Below are 20,767 nucleotides of genomic sequence, written 5' to 3' on the forward strand. Positions count from 1 at the left end.
TGCGGTTTCACTCCAATGAAGTTTATGCATCGGGTGATGAGTTCGCCAGTCCCCTCGGTCGTTCAGGCCTTTGCCATCATGCGCGCGCTGGCGGACGGCCGGGCGCTGACGCTGTCCGAAGTGGCGCAAAGCTGCGGGATCAGCCCGTCGAGCTGCCTTGGCCTGCTGCGCACGCTGGTGGGGGAGGGCGTGCTGTCGCTGGGCGAGGGCAAGCGGTACGCGCTGTCGCCGCCCTGGTCGGAAATCGCCGCGAGCGACCTCGATCGGTCGACGCGGCTGGTGGCGCGGGCGCGGCCGTTGCTGGAGCGGGCGGCGCGTAGCTGGCACGCGCCGATCGGCTTGTGGCGTGTCACCGGGCGGGACCGGCTGCAACTGGTCGCACTGGGCCAGAGCGTCGCCGCGACACGGATCCATATGGAAGAGGGACAGCGCCAGCCGATCGGCAGCGGCGCGGTGGGCCGTGCGCTTGCCGCCGCGCAGCGCGTCGGCCGCGAGGAACTGGCGCGGCGTTTTGCCGCGGTGCGCTGGCAGCGAGCGGTCGCCTTTGAGGATTATGCCGCCCAAGTCGCGGCGGCGGTGGCGCAGGGGTATGGCGTCGACGACGGGCTGAGCTACGCCGGCATATCGTCGATCGCGGTGTGCCTGCCGGATGAAGCGCAGTCGCTGTGCGTATCCGCCTCCGTCTTTGCCGGATCACGCAGCGAGGCGGAGTTCGCCGACCTTGCCGCCGCGCTGGTCGCGCTTGCCGCCGAGATCGCGGCGCTCGACCACAAACCATCACCGCCGTCCAGAAAGGCCCGTGCATGATCCCCGCCGCCCGCAACGATTTCCTCGAAATCCGCGATGCCGTGCGCGCGCTCGTCCGCGAGTTCGGCGACAGCTATTTCCGCGAGGTGGATGACCAGCGCGCCTATCCCGAGGCGTTCGTCGACGCGCTGACCAAGGCGGGCTGGATGGCGGCGCTGATCCCCGAAAGCTATGGCGGCGCGGGGCTTGGCCTGACCGAAGCGTCGATCATCATGGAGGAGATCAACCGCGCGGGCGGCAATTCGGGCGCCTGCCACGGCCAGATGTACAATATGAACACGCTGCTGCGGCACGGATCGGCGGCGCAGAAGCAGCGCTTCCTGCCCGAGATCGCGAGCGGCGCGCTGCGCCTGCAATCCATGGCGGTAACCGAACCGACCACCGGCACCAACACCACCGAGCTGAAGACCCGCGCCGAGCGCCGCGGCGACAAGTATGTCGTCAACGGGCAGAAGGTGTGGATCAGCCGGATCCAGCATTCCGACCTGATGATCCTGCTCGCGCGCACCACCCCGCTCGACGAGGTGAAGAAGAAGGCCGACGGCCTGTCGATCTTCCTCGTCGACCTGCAGGCGGCAATCGGCAATGGCATGGAGATCCGGCCGATCCGCAATATGGTCAACCACGAGACCAACGAGGTGTTCTTCGACGATCTGGAGCTGCCTGCCGACAGTTTGATCGGCGAGGAGGGCAAGGGTTTCCGCTACATCCTCGACGGGCTCAACGCCGAACGCGCGCTGATCGCGGCGGAGTGCATCGGCGATGGCTATTGGTTCGTCGAACGCGCGGTGCAGTACGGGTCGGAGCGGATCGTGTTCGACCGGCCGATCGCCAAGAACCAGGGCGTTCAGTTCCCGATCGCGCAGGCCTATATGGAGGTCCGCGCGGCGGACCTGATGCGCTACGAGGCGTGCCGGTTGTTCGACGCGCATCAGCCGTGCGGCGCGGAGGCGAACATGGCCAAGCATCTGGCGGCGGAATCATCGTGGAAGGCGGCCAATGCCTGCCTTCAGACGCACGGCGGCTTCGGCTTTGCGGCGGATTATGACGTCGAGCGCAAGTTCCGCGAGACGCGATTGTATCAGGTCGCGCCGATCAGTTCGAACCTGATCCTGAGCTTCGTCGGCGAACATGTGCTGGGGATGCCGCGAAGCTTCTGAGGCACGGGCGCGCCCGTCACGCGGTTAGACCCTGACCGTCTGGTCGACCCGCCCGGCCTCGCCGAACACGCGCAAATAGCGGGCGATTTCGGCGGGGTCGCCGGTCGCCTTGGCCGGATTGTCGGACAGCTTGACCGCCGACCGGCCGTTGACGCGCGTCACCTTGCAAACGAGCGACAAGGGGGCGAGCGGCGCGTCGCCCTCCGGATCGCAGCCGCGAAAATCATTGGTCAGGTTGGTGCCCCAGCCGAAGCTCATCCGCACCCGGCCGTCGAAATGCCGGTACGTCGCCGCGATACTGTCGACATCCATCCCGTCGGAGAAGATCAGCAGCTTGCCGCGCGGATCGCGGCCCTTGTCCTGCCACCAGCGGATGATCTGCTCTCCCGCCTCGATCGGTGGCAGGCTGTCGGGGCGAAAGCCGGTCCAGTCGGCGACCCAATCGGGCGCGTCGCGCAGGAACGCCGCAGTGCCATAAGTGTCGGGCAGGACGATCAGCAGGTTGCCGGCATAATCCCGCTGCCATTCCTCCAGCACGCGGTAGGGGGCGTGGGCGAGCGCGGCATCGTCCGCCGCCTCGGCTGCGGCGACCATCGGCAGTTCATGCGCATTGGTGCCGATCGCCTCCAGGTCGGCGTCCATCGCAAGGAGCACGTTGGAGGTTCCGATCAACCTTTCGCCAAGCCCCTCCTTCAACGCCTCGACGCACCAGCGCTGCCACAGGAAGCCATGGCGGCGGCGGGTGCCGAAATCGGACAGCGCAAGCTCGGGAAGGTCACGCAGCCGCTCCACCTTGCTCCACAGCCGCGCCTTGGCGCGCGCGTACAGCACGTCGAGCGCGAAGCGGCCGCGATGGCGAAGCGCGGCGCGCGATCGCAGCTCGTTGACGATCGCCAGCGCCGGGATCTCCCACAGCGTCACGTCCATCCACGGGCCGGTGAAGCTCAGCTCGAACTGGCCGTCGACGCGGCGAAGCTCATAATCGGGCAGGCGATAGCGCGCGAGCCAGGCGATGAAATCGGGCCGGAACATGCGTTCGACGCCGTAGAAGGTGTTGCCGGCGAGCCAGATCAGCTCCTTCTTGGTGAAGCGGAGCGTCCGCGCATGATCGAGCTGTTCGCGAAGCTCCGTCTCGTCGATCACCTCCGCCAGCCGGACGGTGCGGGTGCGGTTGATCAGCGAAAAGGTGACGTTCGTGTTCGCGTGCCGCGACCAGATCAGCTGAAGCATCAGCAGCTTGTAGAAATCGGTGTCGAGCAGGCTGCGGACGATCGGATCCAGCCGGAAGCTGTGATTGTAGGTGCGCGTGGCCAGATCGGTGACGGTCATCGCCGATGGAGTGCCCGAGCGGCGCTTTTCGTTCCCTGATGGCGGGGCCGCTGCTTGCGGCGCCCGGCGTTTGTCGCGACAAGGTGCTGAAAACGGGGAGCCTTCCATGCGACGTAGAACCTTTGTTGCCACGCTGCCGGCGCTTGCCCTTGCTCCCTCGCTCGCGCGGGCGCAGCAGGGGACGCCCAGCCAGTCGCAGGGGACCGAGGGGCCGGGGCAGGGCGGTGCGCCGCAGCCCGTCACCGCCAAGGCGGGCGATCTGCCGAAATATTGGAAGCCGGGCGAGGATCGCTTCATCCGCCCCGATGTCCATGCCGGCGACCGGCCGGTCGGCGCCAGCTTCGCCTCGCGTACCGCCGTCTATGGCCTGAACGGCGCGGCGGGGACGGCGCATCCGCTCGCCACGCAAGCCGGTATCGACATGCTGAAGCGCGGCGGATCGGCGGTCGACGCGGCGATCGCGATGAACGCGTGCCTCGGCCTGCTCGAGCCGACTGCCAGCGGGATCGGCGGCGACGTCTATGCGATGATCTGGGATCCCCGGCAGAAGAAGGTGGTCGGCCTCGCCGGATCGGGCGCCAGCCCGCGCGGCCTGTCGCTGGAAACGGTGCGCGGGCGTGCGAAGAACGGCGCGCTGCCGCCGCTGGGCGCGATCACCGTTTCGGTGCCGGGAACGGTCGACGGCTGGTGGACGATGTACCAACGCTACGGCAAGCTGCCGTGGAAGGTTCTGTTCGAACCGGCGATCGCGATGGCGGAGGCGGGGACTCCGGTGCCCGACATCATCGCTTATTATATCCGCCGCAGCATGGCGAACTTCGCCCGCCCCGGGAACGGGGTGGAGGAGACTGCCAATGCGCTCAAGACATGGGGCATGGCGGACGGCAAGGGGCCGGCGGCGGGGCAGGTGTTCCGCAATCCCGACCTGGCGCGCACCTATCGCGCGATCGCTGCCGGCGGGCGCGATGCCTTCTACGCCGGCGATCTGGCGCGCACGATGGACCGCTATTTCAAGCGGATCGGCGGCTGGCTGCGCTATGAGGATCTGGCGGCGCACCGCTCCGAATGGATCCAGCCCAGTCACACCGATTATCGCGGCACGACGGTCCATGCACTGGGGGCCAATACCCAAGGCATCGCAACGCTTCAGATGCTCAACATCCTCGAGCATTTCGACCTGAAGGATGCGGGCTTCCAGTCGCCCTTGTCGATCCACCTGCAGGCGGAGGCGAAGCGGCTGGCCTATGAGGATCGTGCGCGCTTCTATGCCGATCCCAAATTCGCCGACGTGCCGGTCGATTGGCTGGTGTCGAAGGAATATGCCGCGCAGCGCGCCAAGCTGATCCGCCCCGACCGAATCCTGACGCCGGTCTATCCGGGGCAGGCGCCCAGCCGCGGCGACACCACCTATTTCTCCTGCGCCGACGCGGACGGCATGATGGTGTCGATGATCCAGTCCAATTTCCGCGGCATGGGATCGGGGCTGGTCGCGGATGGCCTCGGCTTCATGTTCCAGGATCGCGGGCAATTGTTCAGCCTGAAGGACGGCCACCCCAATATCTATGCGCCGGGCAAGCGGCCGTTCCAGACGATCATCCCCGGCTTTGCGACGCGCGGCGCGGACCCGTGGATGAGCTTCGGCGTGATGGGCGGCGACATGCAGCCGCAGGGGCAGACGCAGATCATCGTCAATCGCGTCGATTACGGCCTGGAGGCGCAATCCGCCGGCGATGCGCCGCGCTGGCACCATGAAGGATCGTCGCAGTCGATGGGCGAGGATGATCCGGGGCTCGGGCCCAAGGGGCGGTTGCGGCTGGAAAGCGGCGTGCCGCTGGCGACGCGGCAGAAGCTCGCCGAGATGGGCTGGTCGATCGGCGATCCCGACGGCAGCTTCGGCCGCTATCAATGCGTCGAGCATCGCATGGACGGTGCGACGCGGGTCTATGGCGCGGCGAGCGAAATGCGCGCCGACGGCTGCGCGCTCGCCTATTAGGCCGCCGCTTCGGGGCGCGCGGGATAGCGCGCGCCCATGAAGAACAGCCCGTCGGGCGGGGCGTTGAGGCCGAGCCGGGCACGATCCGCCGCCTCCAGCGCGTCGCGCAGGTCAGCGGCGGACCAGCGGCCCAGGCCGACAAGCGCGAGGCAGCCGACCATCGAGCGCACCTGATGGTGGAGGAAAGATCGCGCCGCCGCCTCCACCATGATGCGGTCGCCCTCCCGCCGGACGGCGAGCCGGTCGATCGACTTCACCGGGCTGGCCGACTGGCAATGCGCCGAGCGGAAGGTGGTGAAATCGTGCCGCCCGACCAGCAATTGCGCGGCATCGTGCATCGCCGCGGCATTGAGCGGCTGGGCGACCTGCCACGCCAGCCCCTTTTCCCATGTCAGCGGCGCGCGGCGGTTGACGATGCGATATTCATAGGCGCGGCCAAGGCAGGAGAAGCGCGCGTGCCAACCGTCGGGCACGATCTCGCAGGCGAGGATCGCGACCGGGTTGGGGCGAAGCCGGGCGTTCAATGCCTCGCCCAGCCGGAAGGCGGTGATCGGCTTTGCGATGTCGACATGCGCGCGCATCGCGGTGGCGTGGACGCCGGCATCGGTGCGCCCGGCGGCATGGACCGTGGTGCGCTCGCCGGTGACGGCAAAGGCCGCGTCCTCGATCGCCTGTTGAACGCTGGGGCCGTGATCCTGCCGTTGCCAACCCATGAAGGGCCGGCCGTCGAACTCGACGGTCAGCGCGAAGCGGGTCACAGGCGGGTGCCGGCGGGGATCGGGAAGCCGCGGAGCAGTTCGTCGACGCTCATCACGCCGCGCCCGGCGCGCTGGACCCGGGTCGGGCGCAGCGCGCCGCTGCCGCAGGCGATCGTCAGCCGATCGTCGACTACCTCGCCGGGCGCTGCCGGGGCGCCGGCATCCGCGATCACATCGGCCGCCAGCAGCCGAACCCGCTCACCATTCACCTCGAACCAGGCACCCGGCGGGTTGAAGGCGCGGACCTGCCGTTCGACCACCTCGGCGGCGGGGGCGAAATCGAGCCGCATCTCCTCCTTGGCGATCTTGGCCGCATAGGTAACGCCGTCCGCCGGCTGCGCGACCGCCGGGTGCGCATCGAGATCGGCCAGCACCTCCACCATCAGCCGCGCGCCCATCTGCGCCAGTTCGTCGGTCAGCTCTCCCGCGGTCTTGCCGGCGATCGGCGTACGACCTTCCAGCCTGACCGGGCCGGTATCGAGCCCGGCCTCCATCTGCATGATGCCGACGCCGGTCTCTGCGTCACCCGCGAGGATCGCGCGCTGGATCGGCGCCGCGCCGCGCCAGCGTGGCAGCAGCGATCCGTGGATGTTGAGGCAGCCGAAGCGCGGGGCATCGAGGATCGCCTGCGGCAGGATCAGGCCATAGGCCGCGACCACGGCCACGTCCGCCTCCAGCGCGGCGAACGCCGCCTGCTCCTCCGCATTGCGCAGGGACACGGGCGTATGCACCGGGATGCCGCGCGCCTCGGCCGCCGCGTGAACGGGGGAGGGGACCAGGGCGCGCCCGCGCCGCCCGCCGGGCCGTGGCGGCTGGCTATAGGCCGCGACGACCTGATGACCGGCGGCAACCAGCGCTTCCAGCGCCGGCACGGCGAACGCGGGCGTGCCCATGAAGATGATCCGCATGGGGCGCGCTTCAACGCGCTGGCGGACGCGGACGCAACCCCCTATCTGTTCACGCGATGGCATCACAGGAGATCGAGGCGCTAACGGGCGCGTTGGCGCGGCTGCCCGGGCTGGGGCCGCGATCGGCACGGCGGGCGGTGCTTCACCTCGTCAAGAAGCGCGAAGGCGCGCTGATCCCCTTGCTGTCCGCGCTTCAGGCGGTGGAGGAACGGCTGGCGACCTGCTCGATCTGCGGCAATGTCGATACCGTCGATCCCTGCGCGATCTGCGCCGATCCCCGCCGTGATGCGCGTTCCTTGTGCGTGGTGGAGGAGGTGGCGGACCTCTGGGCGCTCGATCGATCGCGCTTGTTTCCGGGGCGCTTCCACGTGCTGGGCGGGCGATTGTCCGCGCTGGAGGGTGTCCGCCCGGAGGATCTGACGATCGATCAGCTCGTCCGCCGGATCGAGGCGGGCGGGATCGACGAAGTGGTGCTGGCGATGAACGCCACGCTGGAGGGGCAGACCACGGCGCATTACATTGCCGAGCGGCTGGAACGCTATCCGGTGCGGCTGACTCAGCTGGCGCACGGCCTGCCGGTCGGCGGCGAGCTCGATTATCTCGACGAAGGCACGCTGGCGCAGGCGCTGCGCGCGCGCCGTCCGGTGGCGTGATCGGGGCGCGGCGCACCCCCTTCGCTTGATTCAGCGGACTGCTGCCAATATCTGCCCGCCATGGCCGTTCTTCCAATCGTAGAGATTCCCGATCCCCGCCTTCGCCAGATGTGCGAACCCATTGCCACGATCGATGACGAGGTGCGTCAGCTCGTCGCCGACATGACCGACACGATGTATTACGCGCACGGGATCGGCCTTGCCGCGATCCAGGTCGGCGTGCTGCGCCGCGTGGTCGTCATCGACCTGCAGGACCGGCAGAGCGACGAGCCGGTGGAGGAGGGCGAGGCGCCAGCCACCGTCCGCGATCCCAAGGCATACATCAATCCCGAGATCCTGTGGGTGTCGGACGAGCTGTCGCGCTATCAGGAAGGCTGCCTGTCGATCCCCGAGCAATATGCCGAGGTGGAGCGCCCCGCGCGCTGCCGCGTCGCGTGGCTCGACGTCGATGGCAATCGCCACGAAGAGGAAATGGACGGGCTGCTCGCCACCTGCATGCAGCACGAGATCGACCATCTGAACGGCGTGCTGTTCATCGATCACATCACGCGCCTGAAGCGCGACATGCTGCTGAAGAAGCTGGCGAAGGCACGCAAGAACGCCGCCTGAGGCGGCTTGCCACAACAGGATGTGCCGGATAGGTTCGCGCTTCGTTCCAGATTGGAGGAAGCGTGGAGCCTGTCGCCGTCCTGTTCATCTTCGTGGCGCTGGTGCTTGGGCTGGCCGCGGGCTGGTGGTTCGCCAGCCGCACCGCTGCCACGCTCCGGGCCGAGCGTGATGCCCGCGCCACGGAATTCAAGAAGGCGATTGTCGATCTGGCCGGCGCGGAGGAGCGCGCCCGGGCCGCTGACGCGCTGCGTCAGGAACTCGCTGTGATCCGCGACGATCGCGATGCGGCACGCGCCGACATCGCCCGGCTGGAGGCGGAGGCGCGCGGTTTCGACGCGCGGCTGACCGAGCTTCGCGAGGCAAAGGACGCACTCGCCGCGCAATTCGGACAGGTGGGGCAGAAGCTGCTCGCCGAGGCGCAGGACCGCTTCCTTCAGCGCGCCAACGAACGTTTCCGCGAGTCAGAGGAAACCGCCGGGCAGAACCTGAAGGCGATGCTGCAACCGGTAAGCGACCGGCTGCAACGCTATGAGGAAGGCGTGGCGAAGGTCGAGGCCGAGCGTCGCGACGCCTTTGGCGAGCTTCGCGGCCAGATCGAACAGATGCGCATCGGGCAGGAATCGGTGCGCAGCGAGGCAGCGCGGCTGGTCAACGCCTTGCGCAACGCCCCCAAGGCGCGCGGGCGCTGGGGCGAGCAGCAGCTACGCAACGTGCTGGAAAGCTGTGGCCTCTCCGAACATGCCGATTTCCAGACCGAAGTGTCGGTGACCGACGCGGAAGGGGCGCGCTTCCGCCCTGACGTGATCGTGCGGATCCCCGGCGGCAAGTCGCTGGTCATCGACGCCAAGGTGTCGCTCAACGCCTATCAGGATGCATTCGGCGCGGTGGATGAGGCGGAGCGGACCGCCGGCCTCACCGCCCATGCCGCCGCGATGCGCGCGCACGTCAACGGTCTGGGTGCCAAGGCCTATTGGAACCAGTTCGACGACGCGCCCGACTATGTGGTGATGTTCGTGCCGGGCGAACATTTCCTGTCCGCCGCGCTGGAGCATGATCCGTCGCTGTGGGACTATGCCTTCGATCGCAAGGTGCTGCTCGCCACGCCGACCAACCTCATCGCCATCTCGCGCACCGTCGCGGCGGTGTGGCGACAGGAGATGCTGGCGAAGGAAGCGCGCGAGATCGCCCAGCTGGGGAAGGACCTGTACGCGCGGCTGTCGGTGATGGGCGGCCATGTCGCGAAGCTGGGCAAGAACCTCGATACCGCGATGACGGCGTACAATCAGTTCGTCGGCAGCCTGGAATCGCAGGTGCTGACCCAGGCGCGCCGCTTCGAGGCGCTGAAGATCGACACCGCGGGCAAGGCGATCGAGGCGCCGCCGGTGGTGGAACAGGCGGCGCGCCCGCTTACCAAGCTGATCGCGGAGGCAGACGCCGCGGCGTGAATGCCGCCCCGGTCGCGCACCGCAATGGCGCGCGGCCCGTGGAGGGGACAGGCGTCAGCCGCGCAGCGCGGCGGCGGCGCGGGCCTTGGCCTCGATCTCCGCCGGGGTGCCGCTGGCGACCCAGCTGCCGCCGACGCACAGCACGCGATCGAACCCGAGCCAAGTCGGGGCGCTTTCCTCGGTGATGCCGCCGGTCGGGCAGAAGTGGCATTGGTAGAAGGGCGCGGCGAGCGCCTTCAGCGCCTTCAGCCCGCCCGATGTCTCGGCGGGGAAGAACTTGAAGTGAGTCAGGCCAAGGTCGAGCCCGCGCATGATGTCGCCCGCAGTGGCCACCCCCGGCAGGAACGGCACGCCGCTGGCGATGATCGGATCGGCCAGCCGCTCGGTCAGGCCGGGCGCGACGATGAATTCGGCGCCGGCATCGATCACCTGAACGAACTGTTCGTTCGTCACCACCGTGCCGGCGCCGACGATCGCGCCGGGCACCTGCTTCATCTCGCGGATCGCATCGAGCGCGGCGGGGGTGCGCATCGTCACCTCCAGAACCTTCAGCCCGCCGGCGACCAGTGCCTCGGCCATCGGCCGTGCGGTGGCGGCGTCGTCGATGACCAGCACCGGGATCACCGCGCTGGTCCGCATGATGGTGCCGATCTCGCTCATGCCGTATGTTCCTGTGCAAAGGCAGCGGCGGCGCCGAACAGGCCCGGCTGCGGATGGGTGACGAGCTTCACCGGGATGCCGCTCATCATGGATTGGAAACGTCCCTTGGCGACGAAGCGGTGGGCAAAGCCGGAACGCAGCAGCCGATCCTTGATCCTGAGGCCAAGGCCGCCGCCGATCACCACGCCGTTGGCGCCATGCGCCAGCGCGAGGTCACCCGCCGTCGCGCCCAGGGCGAGGCAGAAACGGTCGAGCGCCGCCAGCGCGATCGGATCGGTGCCCTCCAGCGCCTCGGTCCAGATCGCCTTGTCGTCGCGCATGCGCACCGGGCGGCCTTCCATCTCGGCCAGCATTTCATAGATGGCGACGATTGCCGGGCCGGCGCAGATCCGCTCGGCCGACACGCGCGTGTAGCTGCGCCGCAGCCGCTTGAGCAGCGCGTCCTCGATATCGTCCAGCGGGGCGTAATCGATGTGGCCCCCTTCCGTCGGCAGCACGTGATAGCTGCCGCCGGTCTTGAATACCTGCGCCACGCCCAGCCCGGTGCCCGGGCCGCAGACGGTGGTCACGCCGCTGGAGGGGAGGGGGATTTCGGGGCCGCACAGATGATCGAAATTCTCATCGGGAAGCTGCGCCACGGCATGGCCGATCGCGCCGAAATCGTTGATGATCGTATAGCTGTCGACGTTCAGCCGCTCGGGGATCAGCGAGGGGCGGATCACCCAGGGGTTGTTGGTCAGCCGGATGATGTCGCCGGTGACGGGCGATGCCACCGCGATCGCCGCGGCGCGCGGCACCGGACGGTCCAGCTTCTTCTCGAACATCTGCCACGCGGTCTGAAGGCTGGCATATTCGGCGGTCTTCAGCGTGATCGGCTCGCCCAGCGACACGACGCGGCCGTTTTCCACTTCCGCGATGGCGAAGCGGGAATGCGTGCCGCCGATATCGACCGAAACGATGTCCATCATTCAAACTCCCAAGCCGCGCGGCACCGCCGTACGCAAAACACTGTCATCGACGCGCGGCGGTCATCGCGCGCGGCTTCGGCTTACAGCCCGGCACATGCCAGCACGGCGGACGCGCCCTTTTCCGCTTCGTCCGCCAGCCCGCGGAACATGCCGAACAGCTCGCGCCCGAACCCGTCGGCCGCGGGCGGCGCCTCGGCCGGGGTGCGCGCGGCCCACTCCGCGGGGTCGACCAGCGCCTCCAGCGTTCCCGCCACGGCGTCGACCCGGATGATGTCGCCGTCGCGGATCAGCGCGATCGGCCCGCTGACACCATTCAGCCCCGGCAGCGCCTCCGGCGACACATGGATCGCCGCGGGCACCTTGCCCGACGCGCCCGACATGCGCCCGTCAGTGACGAGCGCCACGCGATAGCCCCTGTTCTGCAGCACGCCGAGCGGCGGGGTCAGCTTGTGCAATTCGGGCATGCCATTGGCGCGCGGCCCCTGGAAGCGGACGACCACCACCGCGTCACGGTCCAGTTCGCCACGCTGGAAGGCGGCGAGCACCGCTGCCTGGTCGCAGAAGACGGCGGCTGGCGCTTCGACGATCAAGCGGTCAGGGTCGACCGCCGACACCTTGATGCAGGCGCGGCCGATGTTGCCCGCCAGGATGCGCATGCCGCCGTCGGCGGAGAAGGGCTTGTCCGGCGTGCGCAGGATCGTGTCGTCGCCGCTCGGCCCCGGATCGCGCCAGGCGAGCCGGTCATCCTCCAGCACGGGCTTGGCGGCATAATCGGCCAGCGACGTGCCGCCCGCGGTCAGGATGTCGCCATGCAGATGGCCGCTGGCGAGCAGCTCCCGGATCACGAACGCCATGCCGCCCGCCGCCTCGAAGCCGTTCACGTCGGCGGCGCCATTGGGATAGACGCGCGCGATCAGCGGCACCTCGCTCGACAGCCGGTCCATGTCCTCCCAGTCGATGACGATGCCGGCCGCGCGCGCGATGGCGGGCAGGTGGAGCAGGTGGTTGGTCGAACCGCCGGTGGCGAGCAGGCCCACGGCGGCGTTCACAATCGCGCGTTCGTCGACGCAATGGCCGATCGGGCGGTAATCCTCGCCGCGCCAGCCAAGCCCGGCCACGCGATGCACGGCGGCGCGGGTCAGCTCCTGACGCAGCTTGGTGCCCGGATTGACGAAGGCGGCGTTGGGAACGTGGAGGCCCATCACCTCCATCATCATCTGGTTCGTGTTGGCGGTGCCGAAGAAGGTGCAGGTGCCGCGCGTGTGATAAGCGGCAATCTCGCTGTCGAGCAGCTCCTCGCGATCCGCCTCGCCGACCGCGAACCGCTCGCGCACCTCGGCCTTGCTCTTGTTGGAAATGCCGCTCGGCATCGGGCCGCCCGGCACCATCAGCATCGGGAGGTGACCAAAGCGAAGCGCGCCCATCAGCAGGCCGGGCACGATCTTGTCACAGATGCCGAGCAGCAGCGCGCCCTCGAATGTGCCATGGCTGAGTGCGATCGCCGTGGACAGCGCGATCGTGTCGCGGCTGAACAGCGACAATTCCATGCCGGCATAGCCCTGGGTCACGCCATCGCACATCGCCGGCACGCCGCCCGCAACCTGCGCCGTCGCGCCGACCTCGCGCGCCCAGACCTTCATCTGCTCGGGATAACGGTAATAGACGGCGTGCGCCGAGAGCATGTCGTTATAGGCGGTGACGATGCCGATGTTCATGCCCTCGCCCGTGCGCATGGCGGGGCGGTCCTCCTCCGTTCCGGCATAGGCATGGGCGAGGTTGGCGCAGCCAAGCGCGGGGCGACCGATCCACTGGTCGCGCTCGCGCAGCAGGAGATCGAGATAGCGCGCCCGGCTGTCACGCGATCGCGCGATCACGCGATCGGTGACGGCGGATACGATGGCGTTCAGCTGGGGCATTGTTGCACTCTACTTCCGTTCACACGAGCCTGATGACGCGCCAGCGCCCGCCAGGCGCTATTCGGCCCAGTGGATGTCGACCGGCAGTTCCGCATCGGCCAGCACGCGGCCGATCGGATAGGCCGAGCCGGCGCCCTGTGCGATTGCGTCTTCCAACACCTTGCGCTTGCTGGCCCCAGTGACCGCGATCATCAGCGCCTTGGCCGAGATGATTCCCGCGCGCGACAGCGTGACGCGGGCGACCGGCGCCTCCGGCGGCAGCGGATCGGGCATGACGCCCAGCGCGCGGCGTTCGCGCGGGCCGTTCAGCGCCTCGTCATAGTCGGGGCCCGGGAAGATCGACGCGGTGTGCCCGTCACCGCCCACGCCCAGCAGGCACAGGTCGAGCGGCCAGTGCAGGTCCTGCATCAACGCATCCGCCGAGCGGCCGGCGGCCTTGTAGTCGTCCGTCGCGCCCGGCACGATCGGGATCACGCGCGCGCCCTTCGGGATGAAGGTCTTGCCGATCATCGTCACGTTGCTGAGCGGATCGCCCAGCGGCACGATGCGCTCGTCGGTCGGCACGATCGTCACGCGCTTCCAGTCGAGCTTCGCCTCCGCCAGCTTCTTGTAGATCGGGATGGGGGTCTTGCCGCCAGACAGCGCGACGACGGCCGCGCCGCGCGCGTCAATCGCGCTTTCGATGATGAACTGGATGTCGCCGGCTACCGCCTCCGCCATCTCCTGCGCGTCGTCATATTCCCACCATTCGATTTCGTCGCTCATGATGTCACTTTCGTTGTTCCGCACGGGGCGGACCCTGTTCTGGAACCGTGCCCCCGATGATGGGGGACGAACGGCCGAGGGACCGTGCAAGGTCCCCGCTTGTTAATCGTCCTGCCAGCTCACGCCGTCACGCTCGGTCAGCGCGATCGAGGCGGCGGGCCCCCAGGTGCCGGCGGCATAATGTTTGGGCTTCATGTCGTTCGCCTTCCACCCTTCGCGGATGGCGTCGATCCAGGTCCATTGCGCCTCCACCTCGTCACGGCGGACGAACAGCGTCTGGTCGCCCTCGATCAGGTCCAGCAGCAGGCGTTCATAGGCGATGCGGCGGCGCTTGCCGGCGAATTCGGCATCGAGGCTGAGGTTCAGCGGCACTTCGCGCAGGCGGATGCCCTCGCGGTCCAGCCCCGGCTCCTTCGCCATCACCAGCAGCTGGATATATTCCTCCGGCTGCAGGCGGATGATCAGCATGTTGGGCTGAAGCAGGCCGCCGCGACCGGCGAACATCGAATGCGGCACCGGCTTGAACTGGATCGCTATCTCGCTGCGCCGGGTCGGCATGCGCTTGCCGGTGCGCAGGTAGAAGGGGACACCCTGCCAGCGCCAATTGTCGACATGCGCCTTCAGCGCGACGAACGTCTCGGTGTTGGAATCCTTGCCCAGCTCCTCGTCATATCCCTTGACGATCTCGCCGTTGATCGCGCCGCCCAGATACTGGCCGATGACGCTGTTCTGCGGGACCTCCTCCGGCTTCAGCTGGCGCAGCGATCGGAACACCTTGGCCTTTTCGTCGCGGATCTCGGCCACGTCATATCGCGCCGGCGGCTCCATCGCGATCAGCGCGACGAGCTGCAGGATATGGTTTGCTACCATGTCGCGCAGCGCGCCCGCGCCATCGTAATAGCTGGCGCGATCCTCCAGCCCGACGGTCTCGCTGACGGTGATTTGGACGTTGTCGATCCCGCGCGCATTCCACACCGGTTCGAAGAAGGAGTTGCCGAAACGCAGCGCCATGATGTTCTGGACGGTTTCCTTGCCCAGATAATGGTCGATGCGGAAAATCCGCTCCTCGGGGAAGGCGGTGGCGACGGTGTCGTTGATCTCGCGGCTGGAGGCGAGGTCATAGCCTAGCGGCTTTTCCAGCCCGATGCGCACCGTCTCGCCGGCAAGGCCCGCGCCTTCGAGCCCGCGGATCACCTGCTCGAACAGGGACGGCGCGGTCGACAGGAAAATGGCGAGCCCGCCCGACACGTCGCCGACCTTCTTGGCCAGCGCGCCGTAATGGTCGGTGTCGGTGGCATCGAGTGGCTGGTATTGCAGCCGCGCGACGAAGGTGTCGATCGTGTCCGGATCGCAGCGATCCTTGGGCACGAATTCGTCCAGCGCCTTGCGCGCGAACTCGCGGAAGCTGTCGTCGTCATGCTCCGACCGCGCGGTGCCGGTGATCGTCAACCCATCGGGCAGCAGCTTGTCGGCGTGGAGGCCGTAGAGCGAGGGCAGCAGCATGCGCTGCGCCAGGTCGCCCGTCGCGCCAAACAACAATAGCTTCCCGACCGGGTTGCGCTGCATGTTTGCTTCTCCTGTTGGCTGTCGGCGTTCGCCCTTGGGGAACGCGCGACGACTTATGCCGGTCGCGGCTTAATAGACCAGCCCGGTCAGCGGGTCGGCCCCGATCATCAGGTTCAGGTTCTGGACCGCAGCGCCCGACGCTCCCTTGCCGAGATTGTCGAGCGTGGCGACGAGCCGGAACTGATCCCCCGCCGGGCTGCCGAACACGTGCAGCGTCATGCGGTCGGTGCCCGCGTCATCCTCGATCCGGATCAGGGTCACGTCGTCGGTCGACACGCGCACCAGCGGCGTATCGTCGAAGGTGGCGGCCAGCGCGTCGCGGATCGCCGCGACCGTGGTGCCGGGGGCGAGCTGCGCCGCGTGGATCGGCACCTCGATCACCATGCCGCGATGGATGTTCGCGACGGACGGCAGGAAGATCGGCGCACAGGCAAGCGCGGCGTGGCGCGTCATTTCCGGCACATGCTTGTGCCCGAGGTGCAGCGCATAGGCGCGGTGGGCCGAGCCATTGCCCGCCTCGAACTCGGCGATCATCGCCTTGCCGCCGCCCGAATAGCCCGACGTGCCATGCACGACGAGGCCAGCGTCCGACTTGATCAGCCCGGCGCGCACCAGCGGCGTGACGAGCGCGAGAAAGCCGGTGGGGTAGCAGCCCGGGTTTGACACGCGCTGCGCGCCGGCAACGTCGAAGCCAAGCTCTGGGAAGCCATAGGTCCAGCCGTCGGCGACGCGGTGCGCGCTGGACGCATCGATCACGCGAACGCGCGGGTTCTCCACCAAGGTAACCGCTTCCTTCGCCGCCTCATCGGGCAGGCACAGGATCACGGCATCGGCGTCGTTGATCGCTTCGCGCCGGGCGGCGACGTCCTTGCGCCGATCCTCGCTCAGGGTGACGAGCCTGATGTCGCTGCGACCTTCCAGCCGCTCACGGATCTCAAGCCCCGTCGTGCCGACCGCGCCATCGATGTAAACGGTTGCAGTCATGACTGCTCCTCGAGCGCCGCGGCCGGAACATAGCCGACAAAGCCGGACGCCGGGGCTATGCCCCATGCCGTGTCACCGGTGACGTCGAGCAGTTCAAACGCATCGCCTGGCGCGAGGGTCGCGAGCACAGCCGAATCGGCCGCGCGCGCAGTGCGCAGATCGGCGGCAACGGCGGCACGGCGCGGCTGGTGCGCGGCATAATGCGGGGCGAATACCTGATCGGCGAGCCGCACGTCGGCAAGGTCGCTGCGCACGGCAAAACGAGTCGGATCAAGCGTGCGCGAACGGCCGACCAGCGCGAACGATCTACGCGCTGGCACCTGCGGTTGCGCTGGCGCGGCTGGGGACTGGCTCATCGCCGTCGCCGAGAAACTGGCCGAACTCCTCAAGAAAATTTGCCCCTTCGGATGTGCGTGCGACAAAGATGTTGCGCTTGTCGCTGTCGTCGCGTTGGCGGCGCAGATAGCCGAGCGCGCCAAGTCTGTTCAAGGCGCGAGTGACGACCGGCTTCGACACGTTTAAGATCCGGGCCAGGCCGCGCACCGTATGCGGGCCCGGTTTCAGATAAACGACCAGCAGAAGCGCCATCTGGCGGTTGGTCAGGTCAGGCTCCCCCGAGCGGACATAGTCCACCAGGGTGTTCATCCAGGAGCTCAATTCGGAATTCGCGAGAACTGCCACAATGCGTCATCCGGATACCAGGCGGCTTATGCGCGCCGTTCGCGACAGATAACGTCTGCCTGCGCGGCTGGTTTCAGTACTGTCACGAAATCCGGCAATGGTTGATCGCGCGGCCCGCCGCGCCTATGTGCGCGCATCGGCCAGCCAGCGCCGGCACAACATCGGATTCGACATGTTCACCTTCCTTCTCGTCGTTCAGGCGATCATTGCCGCCGCCCTCGTGACGGTGATTCTGATGCAGCGATCGGAAGGTGGCGGCCTGACGACCGGCGGTAGCCCGTCGGGCCTGATGTCGGCGCGCGGCGCGGCGGATTTCCTGACGCGGGCGACTTCGGTGCTCGCGGCGCTTTTCGTGCTGATGTCGATCGCGCTGGCGGTGCTGGCGGCAACGCGTGGCGGCACCAGCGTCGACACCTCGCTCGAGCGGCGTGCCCCGGTCAGCCAGACGGCGCCGCAGCCCGAGGGTGATGCCGGCCTGTCGGCGGCAGAAGCCGCGGCGGCGGCAGCGGCGGCGAACCAGACGGCCCCGGCCGACAACGGCGTTCCGCTCGCCCGCTGATCCCCCCGGTTCGCCGGAATTTCATCGCGTCCGTGAAAGCGGGCGCTTGTCCCCCATGTTTGTTCGAGGCTAAGTCGATATCCCCATGGCGCGGTTTATTTTCATCACCGGCGGCGTGGTCTCCTCGCTCGGCAAGGGTCTCATGGCGGCGAGCCTCGCCGCATTGCTTCAGGCGCGCGGCTATCGCGTGCGGATCCGCAAGTTCGATCCCTATCTGAACGTCGATCCGGGCACGATGAGCCCGTACCAGCATGGCGAGGTGTACGTCACCGACGACGGGGCGGAGACCGACCTCGATCTTGGCCATTATGAACGCTTTACCGGCGTCGCGGCGCGGCAGAGCGACAACGTTACGTCCGGCCGCATCTATCAGCAGATCATCGCGCGCGAGCGTCGCGGCGATTATCTGGGTGCAACGGTGCAGGTGATCCCGCACGTCACCGATGCGATCAAGGCATTCGCCAAGGACCAGACCGACGACCTCGATTTCGTGCTGTGCGAAATCGGCGGTACGGTCGGCGACATCGAGTCGCTGCCGTTCATCGAGGCGATTCGCCAGCTGAAGAACGAGGTTGGCCGCGGCAATGCGATCAGCGTCCATGTCACGCTGGTGCCATACATCGCCGCCGCCGGAGAGCTGAAGACGAAGCCGACGCAGCATTCGGTGCGCGAGCTCGCGGCGCTGGGCGTGCAGCCCGACGTTCTGGTCTGCCGCTGTGAAAAGCCGCTGCCGCCGTCGGATCGCGCCAAGATCGCGCTGTTCTGCAACGTGCCCGAAACCGCGGTCATCCCGGCGCTCGATGCGAAGAGCATCTATGCCGTGCCGCTGCAATATCATGGCGAGGGGCTGGATACCGAGGTGCTCCGCGCCTTCGGCATCACCCCGTCCTCCGCGCCGGACCTGTCGCGCTGGACCGAGATTGTCGATCGCCTGACCAATCCGGAAGGCGAAGTCACCATCGGCGTGGTCGGCAAATATGTCGGCCTGCAGGATGCGTACAAGTCGCTTAACGAGGCGCTGGTCCATGGCGGCATCGCCAACCGGGTGAAGGTCAACATCAACTGGATCGACGCCGAGCTGTTCGAGAATGACGACGCGGAAATCGCCGCGCAGCTCGAGCCGTGCGACGCGATCCTGGTGCCCGGCGCCTTCGGTGAGCGCGGCGCGGAAGGCAAGATCGCCAGCGTGCGCTTCGCTCGCGAGCGCGAGATTCCCTATTTCGGCATCTGCTTCGGCATGCAGATGGCGTGCGTCGAGGGCGCGCGCGATCTGGCCGGGATCAAGGAAGCATCCTCGACCGAATTCGGCCCCACGACCGAGCCGGTGGTTGGCCTGATCACCGAATGGATGGGCCGCGACGGGCTGGAGAAGCGCGAGGCCGAGGGCGATCTGGGCGGCACGATGCGGCTTGGCGCCTATGAGGCGAAGCTCGCCGGCAACAGCGTCGTCGCCTCCATCTATGGCGACACGACGATCTACGAGCGTCACCGCCACCGTTACGAAGTGAACACGGCGTATAAGGAACCGCTGGAAAAGGGCGGCCTGGTGTTCTCCGGCATGTCGCCCGACGGCACCTTGCCCGAGATCGTCGAGCGGCCCGACCACCCCTGGTTCGTCGGCGTCCAGTTCCACCCGGAGCTGAAGTCCAAGCCGTTCGATCCGCATCCGCTGTTCGCCAGCTTCATCGCCGCGGCGGTCAAGCAGAGCCGGCTTGTCTGACACGCGCGAGGGCGACCTGCCGGCATGGCGGGTCGAGGCATCGCGGCTGGTGGTCGATGACCGCTGGCTGCGGGTGCGCGCCGATGATTGCGTGACGGCGGAGGGGGTGCGGATCGCGCCCTTCTTCGTCACCGAATATCCCGATTGGGTGATCGTGGTCGCGCTGGACGAGGCGGGCGACCTGCTGCTGGTCGATCAATATCGCCACGGCTGGGGCGTCACCTCGCGCGAGCTGCCGACCGGCGCGATCGATCCCGAGGACGCGGACCCGATCGCCGCTGGCCAGCGCGAATTGCTGGAGGAAACCGGCTTTGGCGGCGGCGCGTGGCGGCTGGCCGCGACGCTCGCGCCCAATCCCGCGACTCAGACGAACCGCTGCCACACCGTTCTCGCCACGGGCGTTCGCCGGCTGGCCGAACCGGTGGACGAGCCGACCGAGCGGCTACGCCTGTCGATCAGGCCGGTGGCGGAGGTAATCGCGCAGGCGCGCAGCGGCGCGATCGTACACGCAATGCACGTTGCCGCGCTCGCCATGGCGCTGCCGCAACACTGGGCCGCGCCGCTGGATTGAGCGCAAGCGACGCGCGCCACGTGATCCCGACAAAGCGAAGGCGCCCGAGCCGATTGGCCCGGACGCCCCACGACGCCTCGAAAGGGAGCAAAGAGGCGCCGAACAGTTACGCAGCCTGCGCGGTCTCGCCGGACTTGTCCTCGACGACCGTCGGCTTCTGGCCGGTCTTGATGGCGATGCTCTTGGGCTTCATCGCCTCAGGCACTTCGCGCACCAGGTCGATCACCAGCAGACCGTCGTTCAGCCGAGCGTCCTCGACAAAGACGAAGTCCGCCAGTTCGAACCGGCGTTCGAAGCTGCGGGTGGCAATGCCGACATGGAGGAAGTTCGGGCCAGTGGCCTTGTCGTCCTTCTTGCCGGACACCAGCAGCAGGTTCTGCTGTGCCGTGATCTCGATCTCGTCGCGAGAGAAGCCGGCCACGGCAAGCGTGATCCGGTAGCGATCATCAGCGACGCGCTCGAGGTTGAAGGGGGGATAATTGTCGCTCGCATTGCGGGCGTTGGTTTCGATCAAGTCAAACAGCCGGTCGAAGCCGATGGTCGAACGGCGGTAGGGGGTAAGGTCAAGACGCATCTTCAATTCCTCCAATGAGCGAGTTGAAAGCGGAGGCGCACGACCAGCGTCGCGCCACCGTCTGTACGGCCCGGCATCGGCGCCGCACGGAGGAAATCTGGTAAGGTCAAGACATATTTCAAGAGGCCTCTCAAAATCCCT

General features: G+C 67.7%; 21 protein-coding genes. 9 read left to right on the top strand and 12 right to left on the bottom strand.

Going from position 1 to position 20,767, the window contains the following annotated elements; genetic code table 11:
- Window positions 1–36: 36 nt before the first annotated feature.
- Together ACH0BU_RS05905 and ACH0BU_RS05910 are read left to right on the top strand one after the other, a co-directional pair.
- Complete coding sequence (locus tag ACH0BU_RS05905; protein WP_296218151.1) at window positions 37–807, top strand: IclR family transcriptional regulator domain-containing protein; 771 nt, start codon at window positions 37–39, stop codon at window positions 805–807.
- Window positions 804–1,967 (top strand): acyl-CoA dehydrogenase family protein, encoded by a 1,164-nt coding sequence (locus tag ACH0BU_RS05910; RefSeq protein ID WP_296218149.1) that lies wholly within the window; start codon window positions 804–806, stop codon window positions 1,965–1,967. The genes ACH0BU_RS05905 and ACH0BU_RS05910 overlap by 4 nt, the downstream gene beginning before the upstream one ends.
- A gap of 24 nt (window positions 1,968–1,991) precedes the next feature.
- On the opposite strand, the gene pncB is transcribed toward ACH0BU_RS05910, so the two are convergent.
- On the bottom strand, window positions 1,992–3,296 hold the full coding sequence (pncB, locus tag ACH0BU_RS05915; protein ID WP_314470527.1) for a nicotinate phosphoribosyltransferase: 1,305 nt from the start codon (window positions 3,294–3,296) through the stop codon (window positions 1,992–1,994).
- A 106-nt stretch (window positions 3,297–3,402) separates the two neighbouring features.
- Here pncB and ACH0BU_RS05920 point away from each other — a divergent pair, with 106 nt between their 5' ends.
- Window positions 3,403–5,289: a gamma-glutamyltransferase family protein gene (locus ACH0BU_RS05920; protein WP_296218147.1), complete on the top strand. Its 1,887-nt coding sequence runs from the start codon at window positions 3,403–3,405 to the stop codon at window positions 5,287–5,289.
- On the opposite strand, the gene truA is transcribed toward ACH0BU_RS05920, so the two are convergent.
- The gene (gene truA / locus ACH0BU_RS05925; RefSeq protein ID WP_046411326.1) at window positions 5,286–6,047 is read right to left on the bottom strand and encodes a tRNA pseudouridine(38-40) synthase TruA; all 762 of its coding nucleotides are present in this window, start codon (window positions 6,045–6,047) and stop codon (window positions 5,286–5,288) included. The genes ACH0BU_RS05920 and truA overlap by 4 nt on opposite strands.
- Entirely contained in the window at window positions 6,044–6,955 is a 912-nt protein-coding gene (fmt, locus tag ACH0BU_RS05930; protein ID WP_125944716.1) for a methionyl-tRNA formyltransferase, read from the bottom strand. The genes truA and fmt overlap by 4 nt, the downstream gene beginning before the upstream one ends.
- A 56-nt stretch (window positions 6,956–7,011) precedes the next feature.
- Here fmt and recR point away from each other — a divergent pair, with 56 nt between their 5' ends.
- The 3 genes from recR (at window position 7,012) to ACH0BU_RS05945 (ending at window position 9,662) form a co-directional block, all read left to right on the top strand.
- The gene (gene recR / locus ACH0BU_RS05935) at window positions 7,012–7,608 is read left to right on the top strand and encodes a recombination mediator RecR (protein WP_046411322.1); all 597 of its coding nucleotides are present in this window, start codon (window positions 7,012–7,014) and stop codon (window positions 7,606–7,608) included.
- Between the two features lie 60 nt (window positions 7,609–7,668).
- Window positions 7,669–8,217, top strand: a complete 549-nt coding sequence (gene def, locus ACH0BU_RS05940) for a peptide deformylase (protein ID WP_296218145.1) — start codon at window positions 7,669–7,671, stop codon at window positions 8,215–8,217.
- A 62-nt stretch (window positions 8,218–8,279) separates the two neighbouring features.
- On the top strand, window positions 8,280–9,662 hold the full coding sequence (locus tag ACH0BU_RS05945; protein ID WP_296218144.1) for a DNA recombination protein RmuC: 1,383 nt from the start codon (window positions 8,280–8,282) through the stop codon (window positions 9,660–9,662).
- A 54-nt stretch (window positions 9,663–9,716) separates the two neighbouring features.
- Here ACH0BU_RS05945 and eda read toward each other — a convergent pair whose 3' ends face one another.
- The 8 genes from eda to ACH0BU_RS05985 all read right to left on the bottom strand — a co-directional run bounded on the left by eda (window position 9,717) and on the right by ACH0BU_RS05985 (window position 17,166).
- Complete coding sequence (gene eda / locus ACH0BU_RS05950) at window positions 9,717–10,322, bottom strand: bifunctional 4-hydroxy-2-oxoglutarate aldolase/2-dehydro-3-deoxy-phosphogluconate aldolase (protein WP_296218143.1); 606 nt, start codon at window positions 10,320–10,322, stop codon at window positions 9,717–9,719.
- Window positions 10,319–11,287: a glucokinase gene (gene glk, locus ACH0BU_RS05955; protein WP_046411931.1), complete on the bottom strand. Its 969-nt coding sequence runs from the start codon at window positions 11,285–11,287 to the stop codon at window positions 10,319–10,321. Before glk ends, eda begins: the two co-directional genes overlap by 4 nt.
- 83 nt (window positions 11,288–11,370) lie before the next feature.
- On the bottom strand, window positions 11,371–13,206 hold the full coding sequence (edd, locus tag ACH0BU_RS05960) for a phosphogluconate dehydratase (RefSeq protein WP_500263859.1): 1,836 nt from the start codon (window positions 13,204–13,206) through the stop codon (window positions 11,371–11,373).
- Window positions 13,207–13,263: 57 nt separating this feature from the next.
- The gene (gene pgl, locus ACH0BU_RS05965) at window positions 13,264–13,971 is read right to left on the bottom strand and encodes a 6-phosphogluconolactonase (RefSeq protein WP_125944712.1); all 708 of its coding nucleotides are present in this window, start codon (window positions 13,969–13,971) and stop codon (window positions 13,264–13,266) included.
- 102 nt (window positions 13,972–14,073) lie between these two features.
- Window positions 14,074–15,537 carry a glucose-6-phosphate dehydrogenase gene (gene zwf, locus ACH0BU_RS05970; protein ID WP_296218140.1) on the bottom strand — a complete coding sequence of 488 codons (1,464 nt, stop codon included), beginning with the start codon at window positions 15,535–15,537 and terminating at the stop codon, window positions 14,074–14,076.
- Between the two features lie 69 nt (window positions 15,538–15,606).
- Window positions 15,607–16,521 carry an N-acetyl-gamma-glutamyl-phosphate reductase gene (gene argC / locus ACH0BU_RS05975; RefSeq protein ID WP_296218138.1) on the bottom strand — a complete coding sequence of 305 codons (915 nt, stop codon included), beginning with the start codon at window positions 16,519–16,521 and terminating at the stop codon, window positions 15,607–15,609.
- On the bottom strand, window positions 16,518–16,841 hold the full coding sequence (locus tag ACH0BU_RS05980; protein ID WP_296218136.1) for an SH3 domain-containing protein: 324 nt from the start codon (window positions 16,839–16,841) through the stop codon (window positions 16,518–16,520). Before ACH0BU_RS05980 ends, argC begins: the two co-directional genes overlap by 4 nt.
- Window positions 16,828–17,166: a MarR family transcriptional regulator gene (locus ACH0BU_RS05985; RefSeq protein ID WP_046411308.1), complete on the bottom strand. Its 339-nt coding sequence runs from the start codon at window positions 17,164–17,166 to the stop codon at window positions 16,828–16,830. The genes ACH0BU_RS05980 and ACH0BU_RS05985 overlap by 14 nt, the downstream gene beginning before the upstream one ends.
- Window positions 17,167–17,374: 208 nt before the next feature.
- Here ACH0BU_RS05985 and secG point away from each other — a divergent pair, with 208 nt between their 5' ends.
- The 3 genes from secG (at window position 17,375) to ACH0BU_RS06000 (ending at window position 20,052) form a co-directional block, all read left to right on the top strand.
- A complete protein-coding gene (gene secG, locus ACH0BU_RS05990; protein ID WP_046411928.1) occupies window positions 17,375–17,761 on the top strand; it encodes a preprotein translocase subunit SecG in 387 nt (128 codons plus the stop codon).
- A gap of 85 nt (window positions 17,762–17,846) precedes the next feature.
- Entirely contained in the window at window positions 17,847–19,481 is a 1,635-nt protein-coding gene (pyrG, locus tag ACH0BU_RS05995) for a CTP synthase (RefSeq protein ID WP_125944708.1), read from the top strand.
- Complete coding sequence (locus ACH0BU_RS06000; RefSeq protein WP_296218133.1) at window positions 19,474–20,052, top strand: NUDIX hydrolase; 579 nt, start codon at window positions 19,474–19,476, stop codon at window positions 20,050–20,052. Before pyrG ends, ACH0BU_RS06000 begins: the two co-directional genes overlap by 8 nt.
- A gap of 106 nt (window positions 20,053–20,158) precedes the next feature.
- Here ACH0BU_RS06000 and ACH0BU_RS06005 read toward each other — a convergent pair whose 3' ends face one another.
- Window positions 20,159–20,626 (bottom strand): Hsp20 family protein, encoded by a 468-nt coding sequence (locus tag ACH0BU_RS06005; RefSeq protein WP_046411925.1) that lies wholly within the window; start codon window positions 20,624–20,626, stop codon window positions 20,159–20,161.
- Window positions 20,627–20,767 lie beyond the last annotated feature (141 nt).

Source organism: Sphingomonas olei (assembly GCF_045369765.1).
In the GTDB taxonomy this organism is placed as follows: domain Bacteria; phylum Pseudomonadota; class Alphaproteobacteria; order Sphingomonadales; family Sphingomonadaceae; genus Sphingomonas; species Sphingomonas panaciterrae.

Excerpts from the sequence above, each read along its gene's own strand:
- pyrG (WP_125944708.1), top strand. The coding sequence starts at position 17,847 with ATGGCGCGGTTTATTTTCATCACCGGCGGCGTGGTCTCCTCGCTCGGC.
- eda (WP_296218143.1), bottom strand. The coding sequence starts at position 10,322 with ATGAGCGAGATCGGCACCATCATGCGGACCAGCGCGGTGATCCCGGTG.
- ACH0BU_RS05920 (WP_296218147.1), top strand. The coding sequence starts at position 3,403 with ATGCGACGTAGAACCTTTGTTGCCACGCTGCCGGCGCTTGCCCTTGCT.
- ACH0BU_RS06005 (WP_046411925.1), bottom strand. The coding sequence starts at position 20,626 with ATGCGTCTTGACCTTACCCCCTACCGCCGTTCGACCATCGGCTTCGAC.
- fmt (WP_125944716.1), bottom strand. The coding sequence starts at position 6,955 with ATGCGGATCATCTTCATGGGCACGCCCGCGTTCGCCGTGCCGGCGCTG.
- recR (WP_046411322.1), top strand. The coding sequence starts at position 7,012 with ATGGCATCACAGGAGATCGAGGCGCTAACGGGCGCGTTGGCGCGGCTG.
- edd (WP_500263859.1), bottom strand. The coding sequence starts at position 13,206 with ATGCCCCAGCTGAACGCCATCGTATCCGCCGTCACCGATCGCGTGATC.
- secG (WP_046411928.1), top strand. The coding sequence starts at position 17,375 with ATGTTCACCTTCCTTCTCGTCGTTCAGGCGATCATTGCCGCCGCCCTC.
- pncB (WP_314470527.1), bottom strand. The coding sequence starts at position 3,296 with ATGACCGTCACCGATCTGGCCACGCGCACCTACAATCACAGCTTCCGG.
- ACH0BU_RS05905 (WP_296218151.1), top strand. The coding sequence starts at position 37 with ATGAGTTCGCCAGTCCCCTCGGTCGTTCAGGCCTTTGCCATCATGCGC.
- ACH0BU_RS05910 (WP_296218149.1), top strand. The coding sequence starts at position 804 with ATGATCCCCGCCGCCCGCAACGATTTCCTCGAAATCCGCGATGCCGTG.
- argC (WP_296218138.1), bottom strand. The coding sequence starts at position 16,521 with ATGACTGCAACCGTTTACATCGATGGCGCGGTCGGCACGACGGGGCTT.
- ACH0BU_RS05985 (WP_046411308.1), bottom strand. The coding sequence starts at position 17,166 with ATGAACACCCTGGTGGACTATGTCCGCTCGGGGGAGCCTGACCTGACC.
- pgl (WP_125944712.1), bottom strand. The coding sequence starts at position 13,971 with ATGAGCGACGAAATCGAATGGTGGGAATATGACGACGCGCAGGAGATG.
- def (WP_296218145.1), top strand. The coding sequence starts at position 7,669 with ATGGCCGTTCTTCCAATCGTAGAGATTCCCGATCCCCGCCTTCGCCAG.
- glk (WP_046411931.1), bottom strand. The coding sequence starts at position 11,287 with ATGGACATCGTTTCGGTCGATATCGGCGGCACGCATTCCCGCTTCGCC.
- zwf (WP_296218140.1), bottom strand. The coding sequence starts at position 15,537 with ATGCAGCGCAACCCGGTCGGGAAGCTATTGTTGTTTGGCGCGACGGGC.